Origin of the sequence: Pseudoduganella lutea (assembly GCF_004209755.1) — a bacterium.
Taxonomy (GTDB): domain Bacteria; phylum Pseudomonadota; class Gammaproteobacteria; order Burkholderiales; family Burkholderiaceae_D; genus Rugamonas; species Rugamonas lutea.
Window position 1 is genome coordinate 3,853,904 of record NZ_CP035913.1, and the last position, 18,046, is coordinate 3,871,949.

Annotated in this window: 15 protein-coding genes; 6 read left to right on the forward strand and 9 right to left on the reverse strand. The window is 64.0% G+C overall.

From position 1 onward, the window contains the following. Positions 1 to 2 precede the first annotated feature (2 nt). The gene (locus tag EWM63_RS16370) at positions 3 to 1,349 is read left to right on the forward strand and encodes an MFS transporter (protein ID WP_130187491.1); all 1,347 of its coding nucleotides are present in this window, start codon (positions 3 to 5) and stop codon (positions 1,347 to 1,349) included. Between the two features lie 42 nt (positions 1,350 to 1,391). Further along, the gene (locus tag EWM63_RS16375; protein WP_130187492.1) at positions 1,392 to 2,237 is read left to right on the forward strand and encodes a fumarylacetoacetate hydrolase family protein; all 846 of its coding nucleotides are present in this window, start codon (positions 1,392 to 1,394) and stop codon (positions 2,235 to 2,237) included. Positions 2,238 to 2,384: 147 nt separating this feature from the next. Here the strand turns inward: EWM63_RS16375 and EWM63_RS16380 are convergent, their stop codons facing one another. From EWM63_RS16380 to yjgA, 5 genes are all read right to left on the reverse strand, one after another. Next, positions 2,385 to 3,722, reverse strand: a complete 1,338-nt coding sequence (locus tag EWM63_RS16380; RefSeq protein ID WP_130187493.1) for an aspartate aminotransferase family protein — start codon at positions 3,720 to 3,722, stop codon at positions 2,385 to 2,387. A 543-nt stretch (positions 3,723 to 4,265) separates the two neighbouring features. Beyond that, the gene (locus EWM63_RS16385) at positions 4,266 to 5,285 is read right to left on the reverse strand and encodes an IS110 family RNA-guided transposase (protein WP_130185598.1); all 1,020 of its coding nucleotides are present in this window, start codon (positions 5,283 to 5,285) and stop codon (positions 4,266 to 4,268) included. 185 nt (positions 5,286 to 5,470) lie between these two features. Continuing rightward, a complete protein-coding gene (locus EWM63_RS16390) occupies positions 5,471 to 6,139 on the reverse strand; it encodes an alpha/beta hydrolase (protein WP_130187494.1) in 669 nt (222 codons plus the stop codon). A 10-nt stretch (positions 6,140 to 6,149) separates the two neighbouring features. Continuing rightward, complete coding sequence (gene mog / locus EWM63_RS16395; protein ID WP_229487317.1) at positions 6,150 to 6,830, reverse strand: molybdopterin adenylyltransferase; 681 nt, start codon at positions 6,828 to 6,830, stop codon at positions 6,150 to 6,152. Next, positions 6,805 to 7,422, reverse strand: coding sequence for a ribosome biogenesis factor YjgA (yjgA, locus tag EWM63_RS16400; RefSeq protein WP_130187495.1), 618 nt, complete (start codon positions 7,420 to 7,422; stop codon positions 6,805 to 6,807). Before yjgA ends, mog begins: the two co-directional genes overlap by 26 nt. A gap of 91 nt (positions 7,423 to 7,513) precedes the next feature. On the opposite strand from yjgA, the gene pmbA reads away from it, so the two are divergent. From pmbA to EWM63_RS16415, 3 genes are all read left to right on the forward strand, one after another. Next, entirely contained in the window at positions 7,514 to 8,866 is a 1,353-nt protein-coding gene (pmbA, locus tag EWM63_RS16405) for a metalloprotease PmbA (protein WP_130187496.1), read from the forward strand. A gap of 85 nt (positions 8,867 to 8,951) precedes the next feature. Beyond that, complete coding sequence (locus EWM63_RS16410; RefSeq protein WP_130187497.1) at positions 8,952 to 10,040, forward strand: TRAP transporter substrate-binding protein; 1,089 nt, start codon at positions 8,952 to 8,954, stop codon at positions 10,038 to 10,040. Between the two features lie 462 nt (positions 10,041 to 10,502). Continuing rightward, positions 10,503 to 14,192, forward strand: a complete 3,690-nt coding sequence (locus EWM63_RS16415) for a TonB-dependent receptor (RefSeq protein WP_229487319.1) — start codon at positions 10,503 to 10,505, stop codon at positions 14,190 to 14,192. 87 nt (positions 14,193 to 14,279) lie between these two features. Here EWM63_RS16415 and EWM63_RS16420 read toward each other — a convergent pair whose 3' ends face one another. From EWM63_RS16420 to EWM63_RS16430, 3 genes are all read right to left on the reverse strand, one after another. After that, positions 14,280 to 15,071: a DUF2145 domain-containing protein gene (locus tag EWM63_RS16420; RefSeq protein WP_130187498.1), complete on the reverse strand. Its 792-nt coding sequence runs from the start codon at positions 15,069 to 15,071 to the stop codon at positions 14,280 to 14,282. Next, positions 15,071 to 15,472, reverse strand: coding sequence for a hypothetical protein (locus EWM63_RS16425; protein WP_130187499.1), 402 nt, complete (start codon positions 15,470 to 15,472; stop codon positions 15,071 to 15,073). The genes EWM63_RS16420 and EWM63_RS16425 overlap by 1 nt, the downstream gene beginning before the upstream one ends. Positions 15,473 to 15,561: 89 nt before the next feature. Next, positions 15,562 to 15,969: a hypothetical protein gene (locus EWM63_RS16430; protein ID WP_130187500.1), complete on the reverse strand. Its 408-nt coding sequence runs from the start codon at positions 15,967 to 15,969 to the stop codon at positions 15,562 to 15,564. Positions 15,970 to 16,103: 134 nt separating this feature from the next. On the opposite strand from EWM63_RS16430, the gene EWM63_RS16435 reads away from it, so the two are divergent. Continuing rightward, positions 16,104 to 16,958 (forward strand): helix-turn-helix domain-containing protein, encoded by an 855-nt coding sequence (locus EWM63_RS16435; protein WP_130187501.1) that lies wholly within the window; start codon positions 16,104 to 16,106, stop codon positions 16,956 to 16,958. Here the strand turns inward: EWM63_RS16435 and EWM63_RS16440 are convergent. Beyond that, a complete protein-coding gene (locus EWM63_RS16440; RefSeq protein WP_130187502.1) occupies positions 16,879 to 18,003 on the reverse strand; it encodes a M14 family metallopeptidase in 1,125 nt (374 codons plus the stop codon). The two genes, EWM63_RS16435 and EWM63_RS16440, sit on opposite strands and share 80 nt — an antisense overlap. Positions 18,004 to 18,046: the final 43 nt, after the last annotated feature.

The following is an 18,046-nucleotide window of genomic DNA, read 5'->3' on the forward strand; positions in this document are numbered from 1 at the left end:
CGATGAAGCCGCCCGCGCCCGCGCCTGGATCCGCGCCTGTCGCCGCGCCATCCCTGCTGTCGGGCGGCGGGTTGCGCGTGCCGGGCCGGTTGTCCGGACCGGCCTTGCTGTGCCTTGTGTTCCTGCCATTCGCGCTGGGGCATTACCTGTCATGCCTGCTGCGCACGGTGAACGCGGTGCTGGCGCCGCAGCTGGTCGAAGCGGCGGCGCTGACGCCGGGCGACCTGGGCGTGCTCACCAGCGCCTACTTCCTGGCCTTCGCGGTGGCCCAGCTGCCGGTCGGCATCGCGCTGGACCGTTTCGGCCCGCGCCTGGTGCAGTTCCCCATGCTGCTGCTGGCGGCCGTGGGCACGATGGCCTTTGCGTTCAGCAGCGACTTCGCCCAGATGCTGGCCGCGCGCACGGTGATGGGGCTGGGCCTGGGCGGCTGCTTCATGGCGGCCGTGAAGGCGCTTTCCACGTGGATGCCGGCCGCCAGGCTGCCGTCGGTGCAGGGTTACCTGATCGCCGTCGGCGGGCTGGGCGCCGCGTCGTCCACGCTGCCGGTGCGTGTGTTCCTGCACCATGCTCAATGGCGCTCGCTGTTCATCGCGCTGGCGCTGGCCTGCGTGGTCGCGGCGCTGCTGGTGCTGCTGCTGGCGCCCACGCCGGCCACGCCCGAAGGGCCGGACGGGATGAACGAGCCGAAGCCGCCGGTCCGCATGGCGGTCTACGCCGAGGTGTTCCGCCACGCGGCTTTTCGCGAAACGGCCGCGGTGGTGCTGGTACCCCACACGGTGTTCTTCGGCCTGCAAGGCCTGTGGATCGGGCGCTGGCTGACGGACGCAGGCCGCTTTCCGGAGCAGGACGTGGCATGGCTGCTGGCCATCGGCATGGCGGCCGTGATCGCCGGCGCCATCGCCGTGGGCAAGGTGACGGAATGGGCGGCAAGGCGCGGCGTCGACGCGATCACCGTGGCTGCAGTGGGCGTATCGCTGTTCATCCTCGTGCAGTGCGGTTTCGCGCTGGGCTGGCAGCCCGGCTTTCCGATGCTGGCCGTGCTGTTCACGCTGGTGGGCACGATCACCGGCATCGAATACACGATCGTGGCACAGGCGCTGCCGCCAGCGCTGACGGGACGCGCTTCCACGTGCCTGAACCTGCTGATCTTTACCGGCGCGTTCATCGTGCAGGCGGGTTTCGGCCTCCTCATCGGACTGTGGCAGCCGGATGCCGCGCAGCGCTATCCCGCCGCGGCTTACCAGGCCGCGTTCTTCGTGCTCTTGCTGCTGCAGATGCCCGGCATCGCGTGGTTCGCGTGGCGCCGGCGCAGGCTGCCTTGCGCGAACCCTGTAGAATCCGTTCTTTGACTGGAAGCTCCGGCTTCCGCCGCATCATCAGCAGGAGAGAAAATGAAACTGGTTCGTTATGGCCGCATCGGCAAGGAAAAGCCTGGCCTGATCGATGAAGAGGGCAGGCTGCGCGACCTGTCCGGCGTGATCGGCGACCTCGCCGGCGCCAACCTGTCGGACAAGGTATTGAAGAAGGTCGCGAAGATCCCTTACGACACGCTGCCGCTGGTGCGCGGCAATCCGCGCTTCGGCGTGCCGGTGGGGAAGGTGGGCAAGTTCATCGGCATCGGCCTCAATTACGCCGACCATGCGGCCGAATCGAACCTGCCGGTGCCCACCGAGCCGATCGTGTTCATGAAGGCCGTCACGAGCCTGTCGGGCGCGGACGATCCGGTGATGCTGCCGAAAGGCTCGAAGAAGACGGACTGGGAAGTGGAACTCGGTGTCGTCATCGGCACGCGCGCCCGCTATGTCAGCGAAGCCGATGCCGAGAAATACGTGGCCGGCTACTGCGTGGTGAACGACATCTCCGAACGCGAGTACCAGCTCGAGCGCGGCGGCCAGTGGGACAAGGGCAAGGGCTGCGATACCTTCGGCCCCGTCGGCCCCTGGCTCGTCACGCGCGACGAAGTGTGGAACGTCGATGACCTCGACCTGTACCTGGAACTGAACGGCAAGCGCATGCAGACCGGGAACACGGCGACGATGATCTTCAAGGTGCCGCAGATCGTTTCCTACCTGTCGCAGTTCATGACGCTGGAACCGGGCGACATCATCGCCACCGGCACGCCGCCCGGCGTGGGCATGGCACGCAAGCGCTTCCTCAAGAAGGGCGATTTCCTGCGCCTCGGCATCGCCGGGCTGGGCGAGCAGCAGCAGGATGTGATCGGGTTCCAGGAGTTTTGATTCGAGTCGCTTGCTGACGATTGCATGCGTATCGATTGCTTCGACCGATAGCTGCTGGCAGCGGAACACCGGTGTCTGACACCATTTCTGGGTGAATCTTCCAGAAATGGTGTCAGACACCGGTTTTTTCATGCGCCAACGACTTGCTCAACCCGGCCGGATCGCCGTCAACGCCTGCCCCAGCGCATCCGACAGGCGCATGACGATCTGCGCAAGATCGGCCTCGCTGGCGATGAACGGCGGCGCCAGCAGGATATGGTCGCCGCGCTTGCCATCGGCCGTGCCTCCCATCGGATACACCATCAGGCCGCAGCCCATCGCCTTTTCCCGGACCGCCGCGAACAGCTTCAGGTCCGGATCGAACGGGCGCCTGGTGTCGCGGTCCTGCACCAGTTCCAGCCCCACCATCAGGCCACGGCCGCGGATGTCCCCCACATGCGGGTGGGCCCCCAGCGCATCGCGCAGCATGCGGCGCAGCGTGGTGCCGCGCACCGTGGCCGCGCCCAGCAGGCAGTCGCGCTTGATCACTTTCTGCACCGCGAGCGCTGCCGCCGCCGCCACGGGATGCGCGTTGTAGGTGTGCCCATGCTGGAAGGTGCCGCTGCCGTTTCTCAGGCGCTCCACCACGTGGTCGCGCGCCAGCACGGCGCCGATCGGCTGGTAGCCGGCCGCCAGGCCCTTGCCCAGCGCTACAAGATCCGGCACCACGCCATCCTGCTCGATCGCATACAGCGTGCCCGTGCGGCCCATGCCGCACATGACTTCGTCGGCGATGAACAGGATGCCGTACTTGTCGCACAGTGCGCGCACACCCTTGAAGTAGCCGGGCGTGGGCGGCACGGCGCCCAGCGTGGCGCCCACAACGGGCTCGGCGCAAAAGCCGATGATGTTCTGCGGGCCCACGTCCAGGATCTTCTGTTCCAGCTCGGCGATCAGGCTGGCGGTGTAGTCGTTCACGTCCTGGCCGGCCAGGCGATGCCGATATTCATAGCATGGCGACACGCGCGCCACGTCCATCAGCAATGGCTCGAACTGCTTGCGGCGCGCCTCGTTGCCGCCCAGGGCCAGCGCGCCCAGGGTATTGCCGTGGTAGCTCTGCTGGCGGGCGATGAACACGCGCCGCTCGGGTTCGCCGTTTTCCACGAAGTACTGGCGCGCCATCTTCAGCGCCGATTCCACCGCCTCCGACCCGCCGGACACGAGGTACACATTGTTCAGGTCGCCCGGCGCATCGGTGGCCAGGCGCTGCGCCAGTTCCTCGGCCACGTCGGTGGTGAAAAAGCCCGAATGGGCATAGGCCGTCGTCTTCATTTGCGCACCCATGGCGGACAGCACGTCCGGGTGGCTGTGACCGAGCGACGACACGGCGGCGCCGCCGCTCGCATCCAGGTAGGTGTTGCCATTGCTGTCGCGCAGGTACATGCCGAACGCGCACACGGCGGTTGGCGGCGTCTGGCGCAGGTTCCGGTGGATCAGTTGGCTCATGATGTCCTCGTTGTGGTTGCTTGTCGGGTCGACAGTAGCCCGCAGGAAACACGAAGACGTTGATTTTTATCTTGCCCCTGGTGAGTTTTTCTCAAATACCAGAGCGCATGCTGCTTACCCGCGCAGGCATATGACGCCGGAACAACAGGTCCCGCGCATTGGCCTGAGCTCTGCAGAAATAGAAAAACCGGTGACAGACACCAGTAATTCCGGAATAGTCGTTCCAGGAAAAAGGGTGTCTGTCACCGTACATGGACGCCCCCGGTATGCCAAGCTTTCTTTTCATGACGGCTTTAGGTAAAGATTGCACCCGTACATTCGGACTTTGATGTGGCCGATGCCACTGTCCCTGATGGGATTTGCTGGTCGACGCCCCGGCGGTTTAACGCACTCGAAGTGCTTGGTGACAGACGGGCTTAGCCAACCACGGTCTTACCTGGTTTGCCATCACTGCTTGATCGCTTGTGCAATCGGTGGAATGTACCGGCACTGCTTCCAAAAACTGTTTGCCTCCCTTCGACAAGGGACCCTTAACCGGGTCGATTACGCGGCAGCGTAATCGACCCGGAACTCTCTGTCATGTGCTAACAACGCCCACACTGTTCTTGCATTTTTGTTGGCCAAGGCCACGGCAGCGATATTCTTGTGTCGCCGGCTAAGTAGCGAATGAAGCCAGTCTTGCTTGATCTTGTTGGCTGCGTGCCGGATTACTGCTCGGGCGCCATGAATGAGCAACGTCCGCAGATACGTATCGCCTCGTTTGCTGATGCCAAGAAGGTTGGTTCGGCCGCCCGTTGAATGCTGTTTCGGCACCAGGCCAAGCCATGCAGCGAGCTGTCGGCCGTTGGCGAAGTGCTTGGCGTTACCGATCGCTGCCACCAATGCGCTCGCTGTAATCGGACCAATGCCCGGTATCTTCTCTAGTCGCTGAGACATCGAATTCGAGCGATGCCAATTCTGGATCTCCAGCTCGAATTGCTTAACTCGCTTGTCCAATACGTTCAAGTGATCAAGAAGTTCGAGGATGGTCTGGCGGAACGCGCCGGGCAGTTCATCCTTCGCTTCATCGAGCAATGTCGGCACCCGCTCCTTAAGCAGGGCCAGGCCCTTTGGCACGATCAATCCAAACTCCGCCAATAGCCCGCGAATCTGATTAGCCTGCGCCGTGCGCTGCTTGACGAATCCTGCCCGGGCCGTGTGGACAGCAAGGATCGCCTGCTGTTCGATATTCTTGATCGGCACGAAACGCATGCTTGGTCGTTGTACTGCTTCGCAGATCGCTTCTGCATCTGCTGCATCGTGCTTGTTGGTCTTCACGTACGGCTTGACGAACTGCGGAGCTATCAGCTTGACCGTGTGCCCCAGGCTTTGTAACTGCCGCGCCCAGTAATGCGCGCTCCCACATGCCTCCATCCCGATCAGGCACGGTGCCATGTTGGCGAAAAATTCCATTACCTTGCCACGCCTCAGCTGGATACGCTTCTCCACCTTGCCAGCCGCATTCACACCGTGGAATTGGAAAACTTCCTTTGCCAAATCAACACCGCATACCGTAATCTTCATGGTGACGCCCCCCTCTAGTTAAGTGGTTTCTCGACAACTCCACTTTGGCACATTGATGCCGTTTTAGGGTGGGGGCGTCCATCCCATTGGTTTTGAACTTGCATGCGTGCACCCAAAAGCAATGGCTGGGGTCAGACCCGGCGGGTCTGACCCCGGAATCTGCCTTTGGGTGTCTGTCACCCGTTTTACTTGAGCACCTTGTGCAGCCAGCCGGAGATGTCGTTGACTTCTTCCGGGCAGACGGAGTGCTGCATGTAGTAGTCGTGCCACTCGACCTGGTAGCCCAGGTTCTGCAGCAGGTCGCGCGATGCGGTGGCGCGGGCGATGGGGATCACCTGGTCGAGCCGGCCGTGGACGAGGAAGATCGGCGTGTCCTGGTTGGCGGGGTTGCGCTCGGCGGCCACCTTGTCGGCCAGCGGCACGTAGCCGGACAGGCACAGCAGCCCGCCCAGCTTTTCCTTGTAGCGCAGGCCCGTCTGCAACGTCATCGCGCAGCCTTGCGAGAAGCCGCCCAGGATGATCCGGCTGGCCGGGATGCCGCGGGATTTTTCGCGCTCGATCAGCGCTTCCACCTGCAGCTGCGAGGCACGCAAGCCTTTTTCGTCTTCCTGCCGGCCCAGGTCGGTGTGAACGATGTCGTACCAGGCGCGCATCGTGTAGCCGCCATTGATCGTCACCGGCATCGTGTTCGCATGCGGGAAGATGAAGCGGATGCCCGGCAGGCCGGACAGGTTCAGCTCGTTCACGAACGGCACGAAGTCGTTACCGTCCGCGCCCAGGCCGTGCATCCAGATGATCGCGACCTGCGGATTGTCGTTGGTGGAAACTTCGATGTTCGGTAAGACGTCGATCATGGATTCCTCGTCATTGCAGTGGGGTGGCCGCCGCCTTGTTGTCGGGTGAACTGCGGACCGCCGATTTCGGCCGGAACGCCTTGCACACGGCACCGTCGGTTTCGATGTAGGGGCCGCCGATCAGGTCGATGCAGTAGGGCACAGCGGCAAAGATGCCGGCGGCGACCACATTGCCCGCATCGTCCTTCAGGCCTTCCAGCGTTTCCCTGATGGACTTCGGCTGGCCGGGCAGGTTCATCACCAGCGCCGCATGGGCTGGCGAAGCGTCCGGCGTCTCGCGGATCACGGCCACCTGGCGCGACAGGATCGCGGTGGGCACGAAGTGCAGGCTGATCTGTCGCATCTGCTCGCCGAAGCCCGGCATTTCCTTCGTGCCGATGGCCAGCGTGGCTTCGGGCGTCACGTCGCGCCGGGCGGGGCCGGTGCCGCCGGTGGTCAGCACCAGGTGGCATTTCACGGTGTCGACCAGCTCGACCAGCGTTGCCTCGATCGTTGCGCGGTCGTCCGGAATCAGGCGCGTCTCCACGCGGAATGGCGTGGAGATCGCGCTGCCGAGCCATTCTTCCAGCGCGGGAATGCCCTGGTCCTGGTAGACGCCGCCGCTGGCACGGTCGGAGACCGACACCAGGCCGATCACCAGCTCAGCGGGCTCCGGGGTGGCATTGTTATTCGTCGCGGTCTTCATCGTCATCGTCACCTTCCTCGGCGTCGGCATCCGTGGACGCCTTGGCCGCAGCGCGCGCCTTCGCGTCCAGGTCCTTCAGGATCTGGAAGATTTCGCGGTAAGCCTTCGGCGGCTTGCTCTCGGCCTGTTCCTTGCGCGCATTGCGGATCAGCGTGCGCAGGTGCTGGCCGTCCAGTTCCTGGTGCTCGGCCAGCAGCACGGTCAGTGCCTGGTCGTCGGCCAGCAGCTTGTCGCGGCGGCGCTCCAGCGCGTGCAGCGCGGCCGTATCGGCCTTCGACGCGCCTTTCCAGCCTTCGATCGTGCGCTGGATGATGGTCACTTCCTCTTCCGACAGCGTGCGCATCTTCTTGCCGACGAACTGCAGCTGGCGGCGGCGGCCTTCGTGGTTCTTGATGTTCTGGCATTCCAGGATGGCATCCCGCACGTCTTCCGGCATCGGTACGCGCTTTACGCGGTCGCGCGGCTGGTCGATCAGTTCCTGCCCCAGCGCCTGCAGTGCGTCGGCCTGGCGCTTCATTTCGGTCTTGGAAGGCCGCTCGTATTTTTCCTGGAATTCGGAGGAATCGAAGCCGACGGCCCCGCGGTTTGCATTTGGCATGATGAAGAACGCGCCACTTCAGGCGCGCCTGTAAAAACGGTAAACGGCTGCTATGATAACTGTTTTAAAGTCCAGCCGACCAAAACACCCTATGAGCGAATCGCATTTCACCCACAGCCAGGACCAGTTGAAACAGATCGCGCGAGATGTACTGGGCTTTGCGCGCGAGACCGGCGGCACCGATGCGGCCGTCGAGATCAGCGAAGGCAGCGGGCTGTCGGTGTCGGTTCGCAAGGGCAAGATCGAAACGATCGAACAGAACAAGGACAAGGGGCTCGGCGTCACGGTCTTCGTCGGCAAGAAGCGCGGCAATGCATCGACGTCCGATTTTTCGGCCGAGTCGCTGCGCGCCACGGTGGAAGCAGCCTTCAACATCGCCCGCTTCACGGCGGACGACGAAGCGGCCGGGCTGGCCGAGGAACATCTGCTCGAGCGCGATCCCCGCGACCTGCAACTGTTCTATCCGTGGCCGATCAGCACCGAGGAAGCGGTGGTCCTGGCGCAGCGCGCCGAAGCGGCCGCGTTCCAGGTCGATCCCCGCGTGACCAATAGCGAAGGCGCCGGCGTGCACGTGCAGCAGTCGCATTTCGTGTCGGCCAATTCGCGCGGCTTCATCGGCGGCTATCCGTATTCGCGCCACACGATCTCGGCCACGCCGATCGCCGGCAAGGGTGCCCACATGCAGCGCGACGACTGGTACAGCTCGGTGCGCGATCCAAAGAGGCTGGCCACGCCCGAAGCGATCGGCCGCTATGCCGCGGAGCGCGCGCTGGCCCGCCTGCATGCGCGCCAGATCACCACGCGCACCTGCCCCGTGCTGTTCGAGGCGCCGCTGGCCGCCGGGCTGCTGGGCGCGTTCGTGCAGGCCACGTCCGGCGGCGCGCTGTACCGCAAGTCCACGTTCCTGCTCGATACGCTGGGCAAGCAGGTCTTCCCGGAGCACGTGCAGGTCAGCGAAGACCCGCACGTGGTGGGCGGCATCGGTTCGGCGCCGTTCGACGAGGAAGGCGTGCGCACCCAGTACCGCGACGTGGTCAAGGACGGCATCCTGCAAGGCTATTTCCTGTCCACCTACACGGCCCGCAAGCTGGGCATGCAGACCACCGGCAATGCCGGCGGCTCGCACAACCTGTCGCTCACGTCCACGCTCACGCGGCCGGAAGACGACTTCGCCGGCATGCTCAAGAAGATGGGCACGGGCCTGCTGGTCACGGAACTGATGGGCCAGGGCACGAACTACGTGACCGGGGATTACTCGCGCGGCGCCTCCGGCTTCTGGGTCGAGAACGGCGTCATCCAGTACCCGGTCGAGGAAATCACGATCGCCGGCAACATGAAGGAAATGTTCCGCCAGATCGTCGGCATCGGCAACGACGTGCTGATCCGTGGTACGAAACAGACGGGTTCCATCCTGATCGAAAAGATGGTGGTCGCCGGTAACTGAACCGTTGCCACGCCACCGGCGTTTCCCTACACTGTCCTGAGCAGTAGCCGTTTTTCCCTACGCTATAAAAACCTCAGGAGACCGTATGGAACGTCGACGCTTCATCGCAAAGGCCGCGGCGGGCGCGGGCGCGGGCATCATTGCCGCACCGGCCCTGGCGCAGTCCCAGCCCACCATCACCTGGCGCCTCGCCTCCAGCTTTCCCAAGTCGCTGGACACGATCTTCGGTGCCTCGGATACCCTCACGCGCCGCATCGCCCAGCTCACCAACAACAAGTTCACCATCCGCTCGTTCGCGGCCGGCGAGATCGTGCCCGGCCTGCAGGTGCTCGATGCCGTGCAGGCCGGCACCGTCGAGTGCGGCCACAGTGCCTCGTACTATTACTTCGGCAAGGATGCCACGTTCTCGTTCGACTGCGCCGTGCCGTTCGGCCTCACGTCGCGTCAGCACACGGCCTGGTATGACCAGGGCGGCGGCCGCGAACTGATGCGCGCGTTCTTCAAGGACTACAACATCGTCAATTTCCTCGGCGGGAATTCCGGCACGCAGATGGGCGGCTGGTTCCGCAAGGAGATCAAGACGGTGGCCGACCTGAAAGGCACCAAGATGCGCGTGGCCGGTTTCGCCGGCAAGGTGCTCGAGCGCCTGGGCGTGGTGCCGCAGCAGCTGGCCGGCGGCGACATCTATCCGGCACTGGAGAAGGGCACGATCGACGCGGCCGAATGGGTGGGCCCGTACGACGATGAAAAGCTCGGCTTCTTCAAGGTGGCGCCGTTCTACTACGCGCCCGGCTGGTGGGAGCCGTCCGCCTCGTTCTCGTTCTACGTGAACGTCAAGGATTGGGAAAAACTGCCCAAGGATTACCAGGCCGCGTTCGAGGTCGCAACCTACGAAGCGCACGTCGCCATGCAGGCCGAATACGACGTGAAGAATCCCACCGCGCTGGCCCGGCTGCTGAAGAATGGTGTGAAGCTGCGCACCTATCCGCGCGATGCGATGGACGCCTGCTACAAGACCGCCACTGCCGTGATGGAAGAAGAAGCGTCGAAGAACGCCAAGTTCCGCAAGATATATGACCCGTGGAAAAGGTTCCGGCAAGACCAGAACCAGTGGGCGTCGGTGGCCGAGGCGCCGATCCAGAATTACCTGATCAACGCGGGGCGGGGCAAATAAGCCGCAAGTGAGCCGTGAATCAGGATTGAATGCGACAGGCCGGCAAGATAAAACTTGCCGGCTTTTTTTATCGCCGACGTATATCGGATCGATATAGCAAATAATCATTCTGGAATAGCTGGCACGGTACAAAGAAATCATATGCATGGACGGCTTTGGTTTAATACAACACGCATCATTGCGGCCATGCGGATGGATGCTGCACTGCAAAATAACCGCGTTTCAATCAAATTCCTGAGCGATCGCTCACGTTAATGCGCATTCGCGCGCTGCATAACGATTCCACTTTGCTCATTCGCTCACGCGCCGGAAGCGGTTGCGGCCGCCGATGCTGCGCATGCGATGGATGGCATTCGATCAACTTGCTGAGCAATGGCATGTCTTGGAATTAATTCTCTACATATGCCGGTTAAATATACCCACGTTGTCAAAAGCAAGAATTCGATTAAAAGTGGAGAGAGAATGCACAGTTTTACAAAGCCCATGCGGCTCAGCACGCTGAGCGCCGCCGTGTCGCTGGCGCTGGCCTCGATGGCGGGCAGCACGCCGGCCGTGGCGCAGCAGGCAGCCGCCGAATCCGCCGAACCGATCCAGAAGGTGCAAGTGATCGCCACGCGCGCATCCCAGCAATCGGGCATCGAGCGCAAGAAGAACGCCGCCACGGCGATGGACTCGATCGTGGCCGAGGACGTGGGGGCGTTCCCCGACCGTAACGTGGCCGAGGCCATTTCGCGCATCGCCGGCGTTGCTGTGGACCGCGGCGATTTCGGCGAAGGCGTCAATGTGACCGTGCGTGGCAATGCGCCGGACCTGACCCGTGTGGAAATCGACGGCCAGGGCGTGCAGGCTGGCGGCGGCACCGACCTGAATGGTGGCGGCAGCGGCCGCGGCGTGGAGCTGCGCGAGATTTCGGCCGACCTGATCAAGAGCGTGGACATCGTCAAGGGGGCCACCGCCGATCAGACCGAAGGCGGGCTGGGTGGCAGCATCATCATCAAGACCCGCACCGGCCTCGACTTCAAGAAGCCGTTCTATTCGCTGCGCCTGTCCGGCGCGCAAAACTCGCTGAACAAGGACTGGACACCGGACGGCAACCTGGTGATCGCCCGGCAGTTCATGGACGGCCGCCTGGGCATGGTGGTGAACGGCTCCGCTTCGCAAGTGCGCAACGAGGGTCACTCCGCCCAGGTGGCCACCGGTGCCCGGCAAGGCTACGCCCGCGCGATCGACTTCGACAACTCGCCCGAGAAGACGTTTGCCTTCAATCCCGCCACCGTGTCCACGACCGATGCGACCGCCACGGAGCCGGCGCTGCGTAGCGCGCTGACCAATGGCGGCTTCTTTGACGCTTCCTCGCCACTGGACGTGGTGACGCGTTCCGCCGCGGCGCAGACCAAGGCCGACTGCGATGCAGCGTTCCCCGACCTGACGCAGGCGGAAATCAATGCGATCAAGGAAGGCAATACGCGCACCGGTGCGATCAACCACCGCGGCAACGAACGGCTCAGCTGCCTGAACCAGTGGAACGACTACACACCGTCGCTGGTGCGCTATGTGCAGAAACGGCAAATCGACAAGCGCCGCTCGCTCGACCTGCGGCTCGATTTCAAGGTGAACAATGAACTGACCGTCTACGGCAAGGGCAGTTACCAGCGCCGCCGCGTGGATGACAACTTCCTCACCTATAACCTGGGCGGCATGGCCGTCAACCCGGCATCGACCGCCGGCCCCACCTATGCCGGCGCGGCATTCACCGAAGACGTTCCAAACAATCGCCTCGTGCCGGTAGCCGGTTCCGGCTACCACAGCTACGCCACGCCCTCGTGGCGCCGGGAAAACGCACCATGGTCGAACTCGGTGGTGAACGTCGATCCCGCCTCGGTCGTGGTCGACGAGAACCACCACGTGACCAAGTTCACGATCTCCGATGGCAACGTGGGCACGGACCAGATCCACAACGTGATGGAAACCTCGGCCCGTTACCTGCAGCTGGGCGGCAGTTATCGCAAGGGTGGCCTGTTCGCCGAATTCATGGCGGGCGACGCGAAATCGGACTTCACGCGCGGCGACAAGCGTACCAGCTGGAACTACAACTACGGCCCGGCCACCATGTCCGTGCTGCCGAACGGCCTGTGGACGTACGCGTTCCCGCAGGGCGGTGGCCCGTCGGCCGTGACGCCGGCGCAGTATGCGACGTTGCGCCCCGCATCGGCGCCGCTGACCGAAGTGAAGGCTGCCAACAATGCGTATGTCGGGGTGCCGGCCTATTCGATCGCACAGCAGCCGCTGACGACATTGGCGCCACAGATCGTCTGGACGCCAAAGATCAACGAAACCGGCGAACGCACCGCAAAGCTGGACTTGACGTATGCACTACCCGAATCGATCCCGTTCCTGACCCGTTTCAAGTCCGGCTTCAATCTCCGGGATACGCGTGGTAACAGCTGGGGCGCCGGCGGCTTCGAAGCCAGGTCGATGGTGGGCGAATACGGCAAGCCCGGTTACGAGCGCTCCGTGCTGGTGCCCTCGGCCAATGTGCGCAGCACATTCGTCGGCTGCCAGGATACGCCGGGCTCGCTGGGCGCCGGCGGCAAGCCGTGCCAGTATGGCTACGTGCCGAGCAATTCGCATGCGGCCGCCTCGATCCAGTCCGGCCAGACCACGTTTACGCAGGCGCAGTTCCAGGACATCATCGCCCAGTCGATGCACACGGCCACCACGAATTTCTTCAACGGTGCCAAGGACCGTCCGGCCGAGCTGATCAACGGATGGACCGAGATCGACGTGGAGAAAGTGTTCGGCATGGTGGGTGCGCCGAACGTGAACTTCGACTGCGTGAAGGAATGCACGGGCACCGATGGCCAGGTCTACCAGCAGCCGGTGAACACGTTCCGCGAGCGCACGAAGTCCGGCTACCTGATGACCGACTTCGCGCTGGACCATGTGCCATTCTCCAATCGTCCGCTGCCGTTTGGCATGGAACTGGAAGGCAATGCCGGCGTGCGCATCGTCAACACCCGGGTCGAAGCGACGGGGCGCATGAACTTCACGTCGATCATCCCCACGGCGAACTTCGACCCGCTGCGGCCGAATGCCCCCGGTGGCACGGTCACGGCCACCGTATCGAAGCTGACTACGCTGGAGTCGAGCGAAACGGACTACCTGCCGATCTGGAACCTGGCGCTGTGGATGGTGCCGAACGAATGGGTGGTTCGCTACAACCAGGGCAAGTCGGTGGCCCGGCCGGGCATTAACCAGCTGGTGCCGTCCGGCACCTGCACGTTCGACGCTACCCAGCTGAGCTCCAACGGCGACGATGCCGACATGCGCTGCTCCGGCACGGTGGGCAATCCGGCCCTGCGGCCACAGTCGAATGTCAACCAGAACGTGACGCTGGAATGGTATCCGAACGCCGACTCGCAATTCTCGCTGGCCACGTTCCGCCAGCGCGGCAAGATCGGCCCGTCGCGCACCACGGGCGTCAGCGGCGTCAAGGTGTTCCAGGGTTCCAACCTGGTCGACCCGCAAACCGGCACGCCGCTCGATGACGTGGACTTCAGCTACAACACGTACGAGAACGGTGCCGCCACCACGCGCAAGGGCTTTGAATTCTCGTCCAAGACGGCGTTCACGTTCCTGCCATGGCGCCTGCGCTACCTGGGCCTGGACGTCAACTACACGCGGGTGCGTTCGGCCATGTCGGCGGTCAACGTGGTGGACCTGATCACCGGCGATCCGCTGCCGCCGGCGCGCGAATCGAAGTATTCGTACAACTGGTCGCTGTGGTACGACGATGGCAAGCTGTCGGCGCGCGTGGCGGTGCAGGCCGATACCGGCTACTTCACCTGCATCGCCGCATGTGGTGACACGGGGGTGAACAACTTCCCCAACGCCGCCGGTGGCCGCACCACGGTACTGCCATACAACCCCGGCTCGCCGAACTTCAAGGATGCTTCGCGCTTCATCGACGCCAAGGTCGCGTATCGCTTCAACGACAACATTGAAGTGTTCGCCGAAGCCCGCAACCTGGGTAAGGAAACCACGTCGAACAGCCAGGGCGCCTATTCAACCTTTGCCGACGGCACGCCGAGCCTGCTCGACTACGCGTACGCGGGCCGCAAGCTGATGTTCGGCATCAACCTGCGCAATTGATCGAGGAAACGTCCCAGGAAAACCGGTGACAGACACCGGTTTTTTTCGATCTGTCAGCCTTGCCGCATCAGGCCGGGCCATGCGCACTTATTCGACCCTGATCACCTTGGCCGCCGGATCCGTGTTCTGCACGAAGCGCACGATCGCCTCGGTGGTGATGGTGTCGATCTGCCCGAGCATGCGCCGGTCGAACGGGTGGTCGTCGAACGCCACGTTGGCGCGGAACATGCGTCCGCCCAGCCGCTTCACGCTGGGCACGTAGACGGTGATCGGCGCGAAGCCCGTCTGCTTCAGCCAGGCCTGCGCTTCCTCGCGCGTTTCCACCTGGCCGGCCGGCGCGCTGGCCGCCGCATAGGTTTCAAGCACCCACTGGTTCGAGTTCTGGTAGCGCGTCGAAAAAGCGTAGGACAGCATGTTGTAGTCCGCGTCGTGCAGGCGGCGCGCGGTGCGCGTCGTCACGAGCTGGGCCAGCCGCGCCTGCGCTTCGGGGCCGGGAATGAGCACCTGCGCCTCGTAGCGGAACAGGCCGGACAGGAAGAAGTTGCCCAGGCCTTCGTTGTACAGCGCCGACGAAGCCGTGCCGCATTCGTTCAGCTCGTGCACGACGGTCCAGCGCCCGGACGGGTGGTCGCGCACCACGATGCCCATGTGGGAGTAGCGCAGCCCGTACTTGCTCAGATCCTGCCCGGCACGCGAGATGAGCGCGACCTGGCTGCCGCTGGCGTCGAGCGCCTCGAACGTGCGTTGCGCGAGGTCCAGCGATTTCACCGTATCGTCCACCGCCATCGGCGCTTCCTCGCACGACCGGCCGGCCCATGCGGGGGCGGCCAGTACCAGGCAGGCGGCCAGCGCCAGCCGCCGTATCGTCTTCGCTGCCATTACGTCACCTTCTCGTGATGCAGCAGCGCCTTGCCCAATTCGTTCGGAATGAACGCCAGCACCTTGCCGGACAGGACGAGCATGTGGCCCGTCGACGTGGCCACCACGTCGAGCGTCGTGCCGGCCGCCACCGACAGCTGCTGCGCGGCCTTGCCGGACAGGCGCACCGTGGCCTTGCTCGCGTTGGACGTGTTCGTCAGCACCAGCTCCACGCCATCGCCGACCTTCTGCACGCTCTCGACGATGGTGGCGCCTGACGCCCCTGCCACGAAGACGGAGCCCAGCACGACGTAGCCGGACAGCAGGGCGCTGCCGTACGAGGCTTCGGAAGGTGCGGCGTGAATGACGGGCGTCGTGCCCAGCAGCGACGCGACCAGCGCGAGGGACAACAGGGGTTTCATCGTAACGACTCCATGGTGGTGGCCGGGTAGCCATGATGGCCGACCCGGGGGACTGCATGCAAACGTTGGAATGACTACAGAGTAGTAAGTCAGGAAGCCTTGGCACTGCGCAGCAGCGCCTTGCCCGCCTCGTTCGGGATGAAGGCGATGACCTTGCCGGATGCGACGAGCACGTGGCCGGTGGCCGTCGCCGACACGTTCACCGCCGTACCGGCAGCCACCGACAGGCCCTCGGCCGCCTTGCCCGCCAGGCGCACCGTGGCCCGGCTGCCATCGGCCGCGCTTTCCAGCAGCAGGTCGATGCCTTCGCCAGCCTTTTCCACGGCAACGACAACGATGCTGCCGCCGATGACCAGCGGTGCCAGCGAACCGGCGACGACGATGACCGACACGTCGCCACTGGCCCGGGACGGGCTGGAGGCATCGGTGGCAAGCGCCGGCACGTGGGCGGTGGCGCAGGCAAACGACAGCAGGGTGGTGAGCAGCAGGCGTTTCATGATTCGTTCCGTATAAGTGAATGTGAAGGTGCACGCATCATCCATCGACCTGGGCCGGCGGGCAACCGGTATCCGGGCAGTTGCACGGCCGCGCTGGTAAAGTATCGGAAAACGATACTTTTCAAGGGAAACTCATGACAAGCAGCGTGATGCTGGTCAACGGCCTGAAACGCGAACTGAAGGCGCGCGGCGTGACCTACGCGGAGCTGGCGCGGCGCATCGGCATGTCCGAGGCCAGCGTGAAGCGCATGTTCGCGCAGCGCAGCCTGACCTTGCAGCGGCTGGACGAGATCCTGGCTGCCGCCGGCATCGACCTGCTCGACCTCACGCGCTCGGCGCTGGACGCGCCGAAGCTGGTGGCCCAGCTGACCCACGCGCAGGAAGAGGAACTGATCGGCGACCCGAAGCTGCTGCTGGTCGCCGTGGCCGCGCTCAATGGCTTGCCGGTCGACGAAATCGTGGCCACGTTCACGCTGACGGAGGCGCAAACGGTGAAGTACCTGCTGCGGCTCGACAGGATCGGTTTCCTGGTACTCAAGCCGAACAACCGGGTCAAGCTGCTGGTGGCGCGCACGTTCGACTGGATCCCGAACGGCCCGATCCAGACCTGGTTCCGGCGCGAGGCGGCCGGCGATTACCTCGATGCGCGCTTCGATGGCGAAGGCGAGGCGTTGCGGCTGGTGAGCGTGATGCTGTCGCCGGCATCCACCGGCGCACTGCTGGCGCGGCTGCGCCAGGTGGCGGACGACTTTTCGCAGCAGCACCAGGCCGATGCCCGGCTGCCCTATGCGGAGCGGCAGTCGGTCACGTTCCTGCTGGCCGCGCGGCCGTGGATGCCGGAAGCCTTCGCCGCGCTCCAGCGGGGCAGGGAATCTGTCGTGGAAACTGCCGGCGAATTTTCCAGCACTCTTACCGGCGCAGCGCCTGCAGCACCGGCTGCAGCACCGCGGCGCCGAGCTTCATCGAGCGGGCGCCGTTCCAGCCGTTGACCGGGTCCGGATCGTTGGCGTTGTCCTTGAACGGTAGTTCCAGCGTCAGCGACAGGCAGCCGAACAGGTGGGTGATATGGGGTGAACCCATCGTCAGCACTTCCGGCGTGAATGGCGCGTCCGCGTAGCCGAACTCGCTCTGGAAGTCGGGGCTGGCGACCTTGAAGTCGGCGATGAAGGCATCCTGCGCGGCCTTCTGTTCGGGCGTGAAGTTTTCCAGCGAATCGCTGCCGGCCACGAACACGTAAGGCAGACCTTCGTCGCCATGCACGTCCAGGAACAGGTCGCAGCCCGTTTCCTGCATCGCTTCCTTCACGAGGTAGACCTCGGGGCTGCGCTCCATCGTCGGCGTGTTCCATTCGCGGTTCAGGTTCGCGCCGGCCGCGTTCGTGCGCAGGTTGCCGCGCACGGAGCCGTCCGGGTTCATGTTCGGCACCACGTAGAACACGGCTTCCTTCAGGCACTGGCTGGCGAACGGATCGGCCGGGTCGAGCAGCGCCTCGACCATGCCTTCGACGAACCACTCGGCCATCGTTTCGCCCGGGTGCTGGCGCGCGATGACCCACACCTTCTTCGGCGCATCCGGGTCGCCGATGACCAGCATGTTCAGGTCGCGGCCATCCACGGTGGAACCCAGGTCGACCAGCTCGGCCAGCGGCGACAGCTGGGCATTGTCCAGCAGCGACAGGTGGCGTTCCCACGAATACGGCTCGAAGTAGGCGTAATACACGCTGTCGTACTCCGGCGCGTGCTCGATCGTCATCACTTCGCCATCGAAGCTGGTGGGCACGCGGAACCATGTATCGCGATCGTAGCTGGCCACGGCCTGGTAATCCTTCCAGCCATCGGGGTAGGCGGCCTTGCCGGCGTTCAGGAAGCGGATCGTGAGCGGCATGCCGCTTGCGCCCTGCACGCGGAAATAAAACCACTGGGTGATGTCGGCATGGGAATCCTTGCGGATGTTCAGGTCGATATCGCCAACGCTGGTGGCGCTGACGAAATCGATGGCGCCAGCGTCGAACTGGCTGCTGATCTTGATAGACATTGTGTGTCCCTGTTATGGATTGGAGCGCCGTGGCGCGAGGTCG

What these genes read in the sequence shown, in the direction of transcription:
- EWM63_RS16370 (WP_130187491.1), top strand. Translation starts at nt 3, where the DNA reads ATGAAGCCGCCCGCGCCCGCGCCTGGATCCGCGCCTGTCGCCGCGCCA.
- EWM63_RS16375 (WP_130187492.1), top strand. Translation starts at nt 1,392, where the DNA reads ATGAAACTGGTTCGTTATGGCCGCATCGGCAAGGAAAAGCCTGGCCTG.
- EWM63_RS16380 (WP_130187493.1), bottom strand. Translation starts at nt 3,722, where the DNA reads ATGAGCCAACTGATCCACCGGAACCTGCGCCAGACGCCGCCAACCGCC.
- EWM63_RS16385 (WP_130185598.1), bottom strand. Translation starts at nt 5,285, where the DNA reads ATGAAGATTACGGTATGCGGTGTTGATTTGGCAAAGGAAGTTTTCCAA.
- EWM63_RS16390 (WP_130187494.1), bottom strand. Translation starts at nt 6,139, where the DNA reads ATGATCGACGTCTTACCGAACATCGAAGTTTCCACCAACGACAATCCG.
- mog (WP_229487317.1), bottom strand. Translation starts at nt 6,830, where the DNA reads ATGACGATGAAGACCGCGACGAATAACAATGCCACCCCGGAGCCCGCT.
- yjgA (WP_130187495.1), bottom strand. Translation starts at nt 7,422, where the DNA reads ATGCCAAATGCAAACCGCGGGGCCGTCGGCTTCGATTCCTCCGAATTC.
- pmbA (WP_130187496.1), top strand. Translation starts at nt 7,514, where the DNA reads ATGAGCGAATCGCATTTCACCCACAGCCAGGACCAGTTGAAACAGATC.
- EWM63_RS16410 (WP_130187497.1), top strand. Translation starts at nt 8,952, where the DNA reads ATGGAACGTCGACGCTTCATCGCAAAGGCCGCGGCGGGCGCGGGCGCG.
- EWM63_RS16415 (WP_229487319.1), top strand. Translation starts at nt 10,503, where the DNA reads ATGCACAGTTTTACAAAGCCCATGCGGCTCAGCACGCTGAGCGCCGCC.
- EWM63_RS16420 (WP_130187498.1), bottom strand. Translation starts at nt 15,071, where the DNA reads ATGGCAGCGAAGACGATACGGCGGCTGGCGCTGGCCGCCTGCCTGGTA.
- EWM63_RS16425 (WP_130187499.1), bottom strand. Translation starts at nt 15,472, where the DNA reads ATGAAACCCCTGTTGTCCCTCGCGCTGGTCGCGTCGCTGCTGGGCACG.
- EWM63_RS16430 (WP_130187500.1), bottom strand. Translation starts at nt 15,969, where the DNA reads ATGAAACGCCTGCTGCTCACCACCCTGCTGTCGTTTGCCTGCGCCACC.
- EWM63_RS16435 (WP_130187501.1), top strand. Translation starts at nt 16,104, where the DNA reads ATGACAAGCAGCGTGATGCTGGTCAACGGCCTGAAACGCGAACTGAAG.
- EWM63_RS16440 (WP_130187502.1), bottom strand. Translation starts at nt 18,003, where the DNA reads ATGTCTATCAAGATCAGCAGCCAGTTCGACGCTGGCGCCATCGATTTC.